The organism is Polyangium sorediatum, assembly GCF_029946465.1.
GTDB classification, from domain to species: domain Bacteria; phylum Myxococcota_A; class Polyangia; order Polyangiales; family Polyangiaceae; genus Polyangium; species Polyangium fumosum.
This window is the reverse complement of the sequence record NZ_JARZHI010000020.1, coordinates 20693-31595: the sequence shown is the minus strand read 5'-3', so window position 1 is coordinate 31595 and position 10903 is coordinate 20693. Positions and strand designations below refer to the sequence as shown.

Annotated in this window: 13 protein-coding genes; 10 read left to right on the top strand and 3 right to left on the bottom strand. The window is 70.7% G+C overall.

Annotation, left to right across the window (positions count from 1 at the left end):
* Positions 1-163: 163 nt before the first annotated feature.
* The 3 genes from QHF89_RS22625 to QHF89_RS22615 are packed head-to-tail and all read left to right on the top strand — an operon-like array spanning position 164 to position 2234.
* The gene (locus QHF89_RS22625; RefSeq protein ID WP_136968211.1) at positions 164-1333 is read left to right on the top strand and encodes a radical SAM protein; all 1170 of its coding nucleotides are present in this window, start codon (positions 164-166) and stop codon (positions 1331-1333) included.
* Complete coding sequence (locus QHF89_RS22620) at positions 1330-1833, top strand: hypothetical protein (RefSeq protein WP_136968212.1); 504 nt, start codon at positions 1330-1332, stop codon at positions 1831-1833. Before QHF89_RS22625 ends, QHF89_RS22620 begins: the two co-directional genes overlap by 4 nt.
* The gene (locus QHF89_RS22615) at positions 1830-2234 is read left to right on the top strand and encodes a hypothetical protein (protein ID WP_136968213.1); all 405 of its coding nucleotides are present in this window, start codon (positions 1830-1832) and stop codon (positions 2232-2234) included. The genes QHF89_RS22620 and QHF89_RS22615 overlap by 4 nt, the downstream gene beginning before the upstream one ends.
* 6 nt (positions 2235-2240) lie before the next feature.
* On the opposite strand, the gene QHF89_RS22610 is transcribed toward QHF89_RS22615, so the two are convergent.
* Entirely contained in the window at positions 2241-2672 is a 432-nt protein-coding gene (locus QHF89_RS22610) for a hypothetical protein (protein WP_136968214.1), read from the bottom strand.
* Between the two features lie 69 nt (positions 2673-2741).
* Between QHF89_RS22610 and QHF89_RS22605 the strand changes: the two genes are divergently transcribed.
* On the top strand, positions 2742-3152 hold the full coding sequence (locus QHF89_RS22605; protein ID WP_136968215.1) for a hypothetical protein: 411 nt from the start codon (positions 2742-2744) through the stop codon (positions 3150-3152).
* 1 nt (position 3153) lies between these two features.
* Here QHF89_RS22605 and QHF89_RS22600 read toward each other — a convergent pair whose 3' ends face one another.
* Positions 3154-4470 carry a LysM peptidoglycan-binding domain-containing protein gene (locus QHF89_RS22600; protein ID WP_136968216.1) on the bottom strand — a complete coding sequence of 439 codons (1317 nt, stop codon included), beginning with the start codon at positions 4468-4470 and terminating at the stop codon, positions 3154-3156.
* Positions 4467-4946, bottom strand: coding sequence for a hypothetical protein (locus QHF89_RS22595; RefSeq protein WP_284720804.1), 480 nt, complete (start codon positions 4944-4946; stop codon positions 4467-4469). The genes QHF89_RS22600 and QHF89_RS22595 overlap by 4 nt, the downstream gene beginning before the upstream one ends.
* Before the next feature lie 96 nt (positions 4947-5042).
* Between QHF89_RS22595 and QHF89_RS22590 the strand changes: the two genes are divergently transcribed.
* From QHF89_RS22590 to QHF89_RS22565, 6 genes are all read left to right on the top strand, one after another.
* The gene (locus tag QHF89_RS22590; protein ID WP_136968217.1) at positions 5043-5588 is read left to right on the top strand and encodes a hypothetical protein; all 546 of its coding nucleotides are present in this window, start codon (positions 5043-5045) and stop codon (positions 5586-5588) included.
* The gene (ruvA, locus tag QHF89_RS22585) at positions 5585-6196 is read left to right on the top strand and encodes a Holliday junction branch migration protein RuvA (RefSeq protein WP_136968218.1); all 612 of its coding nucleotides are present in this window, start codon (positions 5585-5587) and stop codon (positions 6194-6196) included. Before QHF89_RS22590 ends, ruvA begins: the two co-directional genes overlap by 4 nt.
* A gap of 144 nt (positions 6197-6340) precedes the next feature.
* Positions 6341-7378 carry a double zinc ribbon and FHA domain-containing protein gene (locus QHF89_RS22580; protein WP_136930179.1) on the top strand — a complete coding sequence of 346 codons (1038 nt, stop codon included), beginning with the start codon at positions 6341-6343 and terminating at the stop codon, positions 7376-7378.
* Positions 7379-7440: 62 nt separating this feature from the next.
* The gene (locus QHF89_RS22575; protein WP_136930180.1) at positions 7441-7839 is read left to right on the top strand and encodes a (deoxy)nucleoside triphosphate pyrophosphohydrolase; all 399 of its coding nucleotides are present in this window, start codon (positions 7441-7443) and stop codon (positions 7837-7839) included.
* Positions 7840-7982: 143 nt separating this feature from the next.
* Positions 7983-9953 carry a cytochrome C peroxidase gene (locus QHF89_RS22570; protein WP_136968219.1) on the top strand — a complete coding sequence of 657 codons (1971 nt, stop codon included), beginning with the start codon at positions 7983-7985 and terminating at the stop codon, positions 9951-9953.
* Positions 9953-10852, top strand: coding sequence for a hypothetical protein (locus QHF89_RS22565; RefSeq protein ID WP_136968220.1), 900 nt, complete (start codon positions 9953-9955; stop codon positions 10850-10852). The genes QHF89_RS22570 and QHF89_RS22565 overlap by 1 nt, the downstream gene beginning before the upstream one ends.
* Positions 10853-10903: the final 51 nt, after the last annotated feature.

Here is a 10903-nt window from a genome sequence, read left to right as displayed (position 1 = left end):
GGTCGCGGCGTGGAGGCGCGAGGTCGTGAGGGTCAGCGGTCGGGGCAGAGGGCGAGGAGGTGGTCGAAGAAGCGGGCGGCCCAGGGGGAGGCGGCGTTCCACGGCCCGCGCCCGCTCGCCCCCGTGACGCCCACGCCCGTCCGCACTAGACCGCTCCTCCCACATGCCTGTTGTCAACGCTCGGGGGCTCCGCTCGGACGAGCCGAGCTGCGCCCCCGAACCCCCCTGGTCCCGCCCCGAGCCCTTCGGCGCGTGGGTTCGTCTCGATGATCGAACCCTCCTCGCCGTCGATCACGCGCTCGCCGCGCGGCTTGGGGTTCCCTCGGGGCAACCTGCGGACCCATCCGCGCCGCCACGCCCGCTCGAAGTCCACCTCGCGGTGAACGCGCGTTGCCACGCGCCGTGCGCGGACTGCTACCTCGACGCACGTCCCGATGGCGCGGAGCCTTCCACGGAGGACCTTCGCGCGAGGCTCGTCGCCGTGCGCGAGCGCGGCGCTTCGACCGTCGCTTTTGGCGGTGGCGAGCCGCTGCTTCGTGACGACCTCGGCGAGCTTGCGGCCTTCGCGCGTTCGCTCGGGCTCGTGCCCGTGATGACGACGAGCGGGTTCGGGTTGCGGGAGGAGCGCGCGAAGGAGCTTGGAGCCTTCGCGCAGATCAACGTGAGCCACGACGGCGTGGGCGGCGCGTATGCGTCCGTCCGCGGGTTCGACGGCGCGCGCATCGCGGAGCGTGCGATCGAGATCCTCGCGCGCCAAAAAATCCCCGTCGGCGTGAACGTCGTGCTCACGCGACGATCGTTCGAGCAGCTCGAAGCCACGGCCGAGCGTGTCGCCGATCTCGGCGCCGGGGAGCTTCAGCTCTTGCGGTACAAGCCGCAGGGGCGCGCCGCAGGGATCGGCTACTTCGAGGCGCGGCTCGGGGCGGCGCAGCGCGAGGCGCTCTGGCCCGCGATCACGGCGATCGTGCATCGGCGGCGTCTCTCGGTCCGGATCGATTGTGCGCTCGTGCCGCTCCTGTCGGAGGCGCTCGCGGCCGAGCCGCGCGCCGCCGAGATGCTCGCTTCCCTTGGCGTCTTTGGGTGCGAGGCCGGCAGGCACCTCGGCGGGATCGACGTCGCGGGGCGCGACGCGCCGTGCAGCTTCTCGCCTTCGTCGCACGAGGAGATCGAGCGCTTCCGCGCGTACCACGCGAATCCGCCGGAGCCCTGCGCCTCCTGCACGTTGTTCTCCGTCTGTCGCGGCGGCTGCCAGGTCGTCTCGCGGCACGCGACGAACGACTTCCGCCCCGACCCCGAGTGCCCCCGCGTGCGACGAACCGAGGCTTCGCCGTGATCGACCCCTGCGCGCCGCCCGAAGCCGAAGCCGTGTTCCTCTACGGCGCGCGGCGTTTGCTCATGGTCCTGCATGCCGCCGGCAGCATCGTCCTCGTCGGCGCCTCGACCCACCACGCCCTCACGATGCGCCACTACCTGCGCGATCGATTCATCCGTGTCTCGACCGAGAAGACCTGGGCGAAGGTCGTCGCCGTCGCGTACGTCTTCACCTTCGCCGTGGGCGCGATGCTCTACCCGACGTATCGCTACCACGTGCGGGGCATCTACCTCGATCGGTACGCGCCGCTCTATTCCGGGCTGTTCGATGTCAAAGAGGTGTACGCGTCGCTCACGCTCGTCGTCGCGCTCGGGCTCGGCGCGCTCGCGTTCACGTTGCGGCCCTCGGAGGAGCGCTGGCTCGTGCGTATTTACGCGGTGATGAGCTTTCTCGTGTGTGGCGTGGTGTGGCTGAACGTGACGCTCGGCATCCTCGTCACGTCGGTGCGGGGGCTCGGATGAGCGAGACGAAACCACCTTCGCCCTCGGCGCGGCTCTTCCTCGCGTTCCTCGCGGCGCGGCTCGCGTACGGGCTCGCGTTCCTCGTGAGCGCGGCGCGCAAGTCGCCAGTGCCCTGGTACCTGCCGCTCGAACGAAGGTTCGTCTTCGCGTCGCGGCCCGCAGGGCTCGGGATGGACTGGTACGGGCGAACGGCGCTCGGGCTCGTGTTCGCGATCGTCGCAGGCGTGCTCGTGTATGGGATCGCCGCGCGGGCGCGCTTTCTGTCGCGGCCGAGCGCGGTGACGGCGGTGGCGCGCGCGGGTGGGCTCGTGCTGCTCGTGGACTTCGTCTACTTCGGCTGGGCGCTCATGACGCAGACGCCGAACCCGTGGCCGCTGCCGTCGTGGTACTGCCCGCGGTGAAGCGGATCAGGGCTCCTCGGCGGAGGCCTGCTGCTGCATCTTGCGCTCTTCGAGCTTGACGTCGAACTTGCACGGCTGCTTCAGGTACACGCGGTGCGTGAGCTGGTTCGAGAGCACGCACGTGGGCACGACGCCGTCCGCCGGATTGCCGGAAGGCGACGCGAGCATGATCCGACCGCCCGGCATGAGCGTGGTCGAGAAGTGCGCCGTGCCGTTCGGGACCGTGCTGCACTTCTCGACGAGCTTCTGAATCGCCGCGTGTGCAGCCTTCGCGTTCATCGTCTTCGAATCGGGACACGTCTCGACCACGACGGTCGCGTCGACGACGCCGATGTCGGGGCCTTGCGGCTCCGGAGGCTGTGAGCCGCCGCAGCCGAGCGGCAGAATCGCGTAGACAGCAACGAGGGCGATACCGACCGGAAGAGCCGCACGCTTCATGGTTTCTCTGTTTACCACGACGGCCGTACGGTTGGTTCGTGGTATGGCGGAATCTTCCGCGCGGATGCGATGCACCCCCTCGCCTGGCTCCTCAGCGTCATCTGGCTGTTCGCTACGGTTGTCGTCGCCGTGGTCCGAGGCCTCCGCGGCGCACGCGAGGGCCGCGCGCACCTCGCGGCGCAGCGCATCAAAAGCCCGACGATTTACCTTTTTTCGGCGTATCTGCTCGTCGCCGCGCTCGTCACGCCGAAGTCCCCGGGCGAGAGCACGTCGCCGCTGCTCTGGCTCGCGTTCGCGATTCCCCTCGCCAACGGATTGGCGGCCGTGAGCTCCGTTGGACAAACGCAGCCGAAGGGCCTGACGCGGGCAGGCCTCGCGCTCCTTCACGGCGGCGCGGTGCTCGCGGCCGCCGCGTGCATCCTCGCTTTCGTCTCGCCGCGGTTCGTCCCCGTTTGGCTGGGAGGACCGGGCGCGCCTTGAGCTAGTACCCCTTGCGCGCCGTCACGAACGCGCCGCGCTCGATCTCGTGGGATGACGCCGTCACGAGCGCCGTCGCCGTGTGCTCACGGACCTTGATCACGCGCAGCTCCGCGTACGTCTCGTCCGGGAAGAGGCTCTCGTCGCCGGGCGGCGCGAAGTTCTCGGTCTGCGCGGCGCGATCGTCCTCGATCACCGGGCGCACGGTCGCGAATTTGCCAGCGCCGCGCAACGTGTGGCGCCAGCGATCACCGCGGCGGAGCGCGAAGAAGCGCATGCCTTGCTTGACGCCCTCCTTCTCGCCCTTGTCGAGGAAGACCACCTGGTTCTGCCCGTAAAACGCGTGCGGGTAGAGCGCCGCCACGATCCGCGCCTCGATGTCTTCGGCGCTCGCCACGGGCGGGACGACGACAAAACTTCGGTCGACGGGGCCGATCTTCGCGCCTCGCTCCACCGTGTCGAGCGACTCGACGATGCGGCCGCGGATCATGCGCGTCTGCGTGTTGAGCCGGTCGACGCGCAGCGTGCCGCGGATCGAGACGAGCTGGCCTTTCTGCGCGGCGTCGCCGGCCGTCACGAGCGGGCGGAAGATCGTGAGGAGCTGGCCGACGGCGACCTCGTGGTCGTCGTCGAGCTTCACGTACACGTCGTCGCCCGCGCTGAGCAGCATCTTGTCCGCGGGGCTCCCGTTGATCTCGCCCCACACGTCGTCCTTCTTGTCGTCGAGCCAGCCCGTGTCGCGCAGGAAGACCGTCTGCGGCGCGACCTTGCGCGTGCCCGAGAGGAGGCGGCGCATGCCGGGCAGGTCGCGGTCGCCGACGTCGCGCAGGCGCACCTGATCGCCGGGATAGATCCAGTGCGGGTTCTGGATCTGCGGGTTCTGCGCCCAGAGGCGCGGCCAGCCGTAGGGGTTTTTGTAGTAGCGGGTCGAGATGTCCCAGAGCGTGTCGCCCGTGCGCACGCTGTGGATCTCCGGCACGTGTTGCCCTTCGAGCACGAAGCCGCCGTTCGACGTGCCCCGCACGGTCTCGCTCGACGCCGGATCGGGGAGGAGATCAAAGCCGTCGGCCGCGCGCGAGGTGTCGAGCGTGGAGCGCGAGCTCGAAGGCAGATGCGCGTCGGGGTTGTAGCCCGGCTGCGGATACCCCGGCATGACGACCTGCGTCTGCGTCTGCGTCGCCGGCGCCTGCACGATCGTGACCTGCGCGCCGCTCCCTGGCGCGGGGGCGGCTTCGGAGCCGTCCTGCGCATCCGCGTGGCCCGCGGCCGCGAGGGAGAGGAGGACGATGGCGGGGGCGGCGAGGGCGCGTGTGTCCTTCATGGTGCCGTTCTCGGGGTGCTCGGGAGGGGGCGCTTGGCCTTCGCGAGGCTCGCAGGCGCAGGAGCCGCAGGTTGGGTGATCACCTCGCCCCGGGCCGTGGAGCGGAGGACCGGGCGGGGCGTGTCGTCGGGCTCGTGCACGCCGCCCGGGTCGTCATCGGTTGGGGGTCCAGCGATCGGCGCGAGCGACGCCGCCGTCCCGCCTTCCGCGGTCGGCGCGAGATGCACGACGTCGAGCGAAGGGCGATCGTCCTCGGCGCTCTTCGGGGTGCTCGCAGCCGCCGCCGGCGGACGTGCAGCGAGCTTCGCATTCGTCAGCTCGAGCGTTTCAACGCGGGCCGCGAGGATGTTGTTGTCTGCACGTACGCGGCCCACCTCCTGGCGCAGCGCCTCGATCTCCTTGCGGAGGGCGTCTTGCCCGCCGCCGGCGCAGCCGGATGCAAGGAGGACGAAGGCGAGGGCGCAGAGGGACCGCATGCCGCCCCGATGGTAGTGCCCGAGGCAGGCGTGGGCCAAGCGAGCTGCGGCCTATCCCCTGCTGTCACGGCCCGGAATTCTGGTAGGGTCGGGGCCATGTCGAAGCGCTCGAACAAATTCATATCCTTGACGATGGTTGGTCTTGCTTCCCTCGCTGCGCTCGCGTTTGGCGTGGCGGGTTGTTCCGACGAGGGGCCCAATGGGGACGACTCTTGTTACGACTACGGGTCGTTCGACAAGGCGGCCCCCGCGGTCGCGTTCACCAAGGACGTGCTCCCGATCTTCCGCAACTCCTGCGGCATCGGCGGCGCGGCCTGCCACGGCGCCGTCTCCGGTCAGCCCGGCCAGCCCTACCTCGGCCCGGCGAACGGCCCGACGGATCCGACCCCGGCGGAGATCGACGCGATCTTCGCGCAGAACGTCGGCGTCGCCGCCACGAAGGCGACGGGGATGAAGATCGTCGACGCGAACAGCCCCGAGACGAGCTTCCTCATGCACAAGATGGATGGGACGCTCACGTGCGCTGCCGTCGTCTGCGACGCGGCGTGCGGCGGCACGATGCCGCTCACGGGTGACCTGCTCCCGCAGGCGTCGCGCGACACGGTTCGTCGCTGGATCGCGCAGGGAGCGAAGAAGGATTGATCGGCAGGCTGACGGGCCGCATCGTCGAGGACTCGGCCGAGGGCGTCGTGGTCATCGACGTCGGGGGGGTCGGCTACGAGGTCACGGTGCCGCTCGGCGCGCTCGGTCGTGCGTCGCGGGAAGGTGACGACGTGGTCACCCTCTATGTGCACACGCACGTCCGGGAAGACACGTTCGCGCTCTACGGCTTTCCGACGCGGGACGACCGCGCGGCGTTCCGCTCGCTGATCGGCGTGTCCAGCATCGGGCCGAAGATCGCGATGTCGATCCTCGGCGCGTTGCCGGCGGGCGAGCTCGCATCGGCCATCGCGCGCGGCGAGGCGTCGCGGCTCGTGGCCGTGCCCGGGGTCGGCAAGAAGACTGCGGAGCGGCTCATTCTAGAGCTCAAGGGCAAGCTCGCGGCGGCGCCCGTCGTCGCGAAGGGCGCCGAAGCGCCGAGGCCCGCGGCGCCCGAGGGCAAAGCGGAGCTCTTGCAAGGCGCGCTCACGCGGATGGGCTTCCGGCCCGCCGAGGCCGACCGTGCGGTCACGGCGCTCGGAGCGCGCGTGCAGACCGAGCCGCTCGGAGATCTCGTGCGCGAGGCGCTCGCGCTCCTCTCCTCCAAGTAAGTCGTTCTCCAGGACGAACGTGGTCGGCGCGGCGCGCGCGCGGCGCCTCGGGCGCGGCGTCAGAAGCCTCGACAAAAAAAATCGGCCCGAATATGCTCCGCGCGGACCGGGTGGGCTGGTGTCGGCAGTCCCCGAGGAGGCGGCGTGATTACCTGTCCCAAGTGCAACAAGGAGAACCAGGACCACTACAAGTTCTGCCTCGGCTGCGGCTCCGAGCTGCCGAGGGATGCGTCTCCGAAGAAGTTTGCGTCGGGCGGCACGCCGCCGCAGGGCATCCCCGCCGTTCGGCCGGGCGCCGTGACCGACGACATGGGGGCGAAGGGCGCCGTGGCGCAATTCCCGCCCGTGGCGCCCGCGGCCGTGCATCCGCCGATCGCAGCGCAGGCCGGGCCGTCCACGGCGCCGGTGGTGTGCAAGGACTGCGGGCACACGAATGCGCAGGCGAACCGGTTCTGCGCGTCGTGCGGCGCGAAGCTGCCGAAGCCCGGGAGCGTGCCGGCGATGGCCTCGCCCGCGGCGCCGCCCGTGGCCTCGACGCCGAGCGCGATGACGGTCGTCTTGACGGCGCTCCGCGCGGACGGCTCGGAGGCGGGCTCGTACACGCTCCCGTCGGCGACGTTCACGATCGGCCGTGATGTCGGGGCGATCTTCGCGGGCGACAACTACCTCTCGCCGCGGCATGCGACGTTCACGTCGAAGAACGGCAAGCTCAGCGTGCGCGACGAGAGCTCGCTGAACGGCGTCTACCGCAAGCTGTACCGCGACGAGCCGATCGCCGTGGTGATCGGCGACATCTTCCGCATCGGCCAGGAGATCGTCCGCTTCGAGGCGCTCTCGGCGATGCCGGCGACGGCGGACGGCGTCGAGCGGCTCGGCAGCCCGTCGAAGGGCTACGTGGGTCGCATCGCGCTGATCATCGGGCGGGACGCGACGGGCAACTCGTTCCCGATCCCGGAGACGGGCCTGCACCTCGGCCGCGAGCGCGGGGACGTGCTTTTCCCCGAGGACGGTTACGTCTCGGGGCTGCACTGCCGCATCAGCTACGAGCGTGGCCAGCTCTTCGTCACGGATCTCGGCAGCTCGAACGGCACGTTCAACCGGATCTCGTCGGAGGTGGACCTCGTCGACGGGGACGTCCTGCTGATGGGCCAGCAGCTCTTCCGGATCAACATTCAGACCTGAGACGGTTTTCCGGGCGAGCGGCTTCTGGCGCCGCGCGTCCCGGCGGGGGAGAATGGTCGGCCATGGAACCGCCGCGCACGATCCGCGTCGTTGCTGCCGTCATCGAGTCCGAGGGGCGATACCTCATCACACAGCGCCGTCCGACGGCCCTGCTCCCTCTCTTATGGGAATTCCCAGGAGGGCGCGTGGAGGACGCGGAGACGGACGCGACGGCGCTCAAGCGTGAGGTCTTCCATCGGCTCGGGGTCGAGGTCGAGCCCGGGCAGCTCATCTCGTTCGTGAGCCACCCGTACGAGCGGTATGTGGTGGATCTCTACCTCTACGAGTGTCGGATCACCTCGGGGGAGCCCGCGCCGCTCGCGGTGAACGCGTTCAAGTGGGTGACGAGCGCGGAGTTCGATCAGCACCCGTTCACGCCTGCCGACGAAGCGAGCATGAACAAGCTGCTCGGCATGGGCTGAGCGCAGCTTTTTTTCGCGACGCGTAAAACAAAAGACCGGGCCGCTCGTCCATAGATCCCTCCGCGGGCGTCGGAATCCGGCCGGGACTACGAACGTTTTCCGCGGGGGCGTGGGGCGGAGCCCCACTCGTAGAGGAAGGCGCCATGCGAAAGAGCGTTGCGGTCATCGGTCTGGTTGCTGCGGCGACGGCGGGTCTCGCGGCGGGGTGTGGGAGCACGGGGCGAGGCGGCGCCGAGGCAAAGGCGCCAAACGTCGGCGAACGGAGCTGCGGGCGCGTGCACCCAGGCGTGGGCGCGAAGCCGCTCGCCGGCGCGCGGCAGGGCGGCGTGGTCGCGCTGGCGAAGGCCGGGAACAAGACGATCGCGTACGTCGCAGACGAGGATGACGGAACGATCCACACGGTCGACGTCGCGACGGGGAACGAGCTCGGGACGACGCAGCTCGGGGGGACACCGTCGCAGCTCGTCGTGGCGGCGGATGGACGCATCGTGGTGGCGCTGCGGGACAAGGCGGCGATCGAGGTGCTCGAGCCGGAGGCGGATCCGGCGAAGCCGCTCGCGTCGCGGTGCACGGTGCCCACGCCGGTCGAGCCGGTCGCGCTCGCGACGACGCCCGACGATGGGACGTTGCTCGTGACGAGCGGCTGGGGCGCGGCGCTCACGGCGTACGACGTGGCGAGCATGGGGCGAACGTACGAGGTGCCGCTGCCGCGCGAGCCTCGCTCGCTGGTGGTCTCGGACGACGGGAAGAAGGCGTTCGTCGCGCACGTCGTGGGCTCGCGGATGAGCGTGGTCGATCTCGCGGCGAAGCGGGTGCGGCCGGTGGACGTGGGCGGGATCGAGGAGGGCGGGTTCCGGCGTCCGAGGATCGGCCTCTTCGGCGGCGGCGAGGAGATCGAGCGGCGCGCGTGCCAGGGGTTCGCGCTCGCGAAGTCGACCGATCTCTCGGGTCGCATCTTCGCGCCGCAGGTGCTCGTGGATCCGGGGCGGGCCGAGGAGCGCTCGCAGGGGTACGGCAGCGGCGGCATGAACCCGCCGGAGGTCGCGTCGGTCGCGGTCGTCGACGAGGACACCGAGCAGCCGATCGGCGAGTCGGTGAGCGTGAAGCCGGACGTGCGGCAGATGGTGGGCGTGACGCGGCCGCGTGCAGCGTGCTTGCTGCCGCGGGCCGCGGCGATCGATCCGGGATCACGCTCGCTCTTCGTCTCGTGCCTCGGGATCGACACGGTCATCGAGTACGACGCGGCGGCGGCCGATCCGCAGCATGCCGAGCGACGTCGCTTCACGGTCGCCGCGGGGCCGACGGGGCTCGCGGTGGATCCGGAGGGCCGGCGGCTCGTCGTGTGGTCGCAGTTCGATCGCACGCTCCAGATCGCGCCGCTCGGCGCGAAGGACGTCGCCGCGGTGGACGCGCCCGCGATCGTGCGCGTAGGGCTCTCGCGCAAGGCGCAGACGGCGGCGACGGCGGATCTCGAGCTCGGCCGGAAGCTCTTTCACGCGAGTGGTGACACGCGCATCTCGAGCGACGGCCGCGCCTGCGCGAGCTGCCATCCCGATGGGCGCGACGACGCGCTCACGTGGGCGACGCCGGAAGGGCCGCGGCAGACGCCGATGCTCGCAGGGAGGCTCGCGAAGACGGCGCCGTACGGGTGGACGGGCCGCGGCGACAGCGTCGAGGCGCACCTCTCGGAGACATTTGGTCGGCTCGGCGGCGCGGGGCTCGCGCGGCGCGAGATCGACGCGCTCATCGCGTTCGCCACGGCGCTCCGGCCGCCGCAGGCCGAGATGCGCGACGGCACGAACGACGTGCTCGTGCAGCGCGGCAAGGCGATCTTCCACTCGACGCAGGCGGGCTGCGGGACGTGCCACCATGAGGAAGGCGCGTGGACCGATCACACGGCGCACGACGTTTCGAGCCGCGCCGACGCCGACGTCGCGGCCACGTTCGACACGCCCTCGCTGCGGTTCGTCGGCGGCACGGCGCCGTACTTCCACGACGGCCGTTACGCGACCTTGCGCTCGCTGCTGGTCGATTCCGACGGCAAGATGGGCCACACGAAGCACCTCGCGAAGGAAGACCTCGACGCGCTCGAGGCCTACATGAGGAGCTTGTGATGAGCCGCATCGGAAAGAGCGCGTGGATGGCGCTCGCGGCCGCGTCGCTCGCGGTCGTGGTGGGCGCGCCGGTCCACGCGGCGGGCACGCCGAGCTTCTCGTCGGTGTCCGAGGCGCGCGTGCCGGAGATGCTGCATCCGAAGGACGCGCCGGACACGATCCCCGCGGGCGAGCGTGTCGAGGGCGTGCGCGTCGACGGGACCATGTTCAAGGGGGCGCCGACGTTCACGGCCGTGCAGGCCGACGGAGGTCGTTGCGTGTCGGTGGGCGCGATCCCGCCGGGCGTGCCGCCTTCGGGCTCCGCGGCGACGAGCATCCGCGTGGGCGGCGTGCTCCCGCTGCGCGTCGAGCGTCTCGTCGAGCGCAAGCCGGGCGAGGCGGAGCTCGAGATCGTGGACGCGTGGTTCGACGGGCGAACGTCGAGCGTGCGGCAAGCGACGTCGACACGCGTGCCGCTCACCGTGCTCGCGAAGGGGCCCGAGTCCTACGTGGTGTACGGGTTTCGCAAGGGCGACGAGCTCCAGGTCGTGCTCCCGTCGCAGGACCGGATCGGGTACGTGGATCCGCGCGGCCAGATCGGGTTCACGCAATGCGGGCACCTCCGCATCGGGCTCGACACGACCGCGAAGAACGGCGCGATGCTCATGGCTGCGGGGCGCATCCAGACGAAGCGCGCGCAAAGGCCTGCGCCGTCGTTCCATCCGCAGTCCCAGGCGGTCCCGGCCGACACGACGATGCGCGCGCTCCAGGTGACCGTGAGCACGAGCCGCACGAAGCGCGAACGCGAGCCGCTCCTCAGCGCGTCCGTGGGCTGGGCCGAGGACGACGAGGGCGTCACGGCGGGCTTCCGCAACGACTTCGTGGACGCGCCCAACGTCGAGCCTATCGAGTCGGAGTAACCACGCGGGCGACCTTCGACCTACGCGGACGTCCTCGATCGTCTCGATCCC

What these genes read in the sequence shown, in the direction of transcription:
- QHF89_RS22625 (WP_136968211.1), top strand. Translation starts at nt 164, where the DNA reads ATGCCTGTTGTCAACGCTCGGGGGCTCCGCTCGGACGAGCCGAGCTGC.
- QHF89_RS22615 (WP_136968213.1), top strand. Translation starts at nt 1,830, where the DNA reads ATGAGCGAGACGAAACCACCTTCGCCCTCGGCGCGGCTCTTCCTCGCG.
- QHF89_RS22610 (WP_136968214.1), bottom strand. Translation starts at nt 2,672, where the DNA reads ATGAAGCGTGCGGCTCTTCCGGTCGGTATCGCCCTCGTTGCTGTCTAC.
- QHF89_RS22605 (WP_136968215.1), top strand. Translation starts at nt 2,742, where the DNA reads ATGCACCCCCTCGCCTGGCTCCTCAGCGTCATCTGGCTGTTCGCTACG.
- QHF89_RS22600 (WP_136968216.1), bottom strand. Translation starts at nt 4,470, where the DNA reads ATGAAGGACACACGCGCCCTCGCCGCCCCCGCCATCGTCCTCCTCTCC.
- QHF89_RS22595 (WP_284720804.1), bottom strand. Translation starts at nt 4,946, where the DNA reads ATGCGGTCCCTCTGCGCCCTCGCCTTCGTCCTCCTTGCATCCGGCTGC.
- QHF89_RS22590 (WP_136968217.1), top strand. Translation starts at nt 5,043, where the DNA reads ATGTCGAAGCGCTCGAACAAATTCATATCCTTGACGATGGTTGGTCTT.
- QHF89_RS22575 (WP_136930180.1), top strand. Translation starts at nt 7,441, where the DNA reads ATGGAACCGCCGCGCACGATCCGCGTCGTTGCTGCCGTCATCGAGTCC.
- QHF89_RS22570 (WP_136968219.1), top strand. Translation starts at nt 7,983, where the DNA reads ATGCGAAAGAGCGTTGCGGTCATCGGTCTGGTTGCTGCGGCGACGGCG.
- QHF89_RS22565 (WP_136968220.1), top strand. Translation starts at nt 9,953, where the DNA reads ATGAGCCGCATCGGAAAGAGCGCGTGGATGGCGCTCGCGGCCGCGTCG.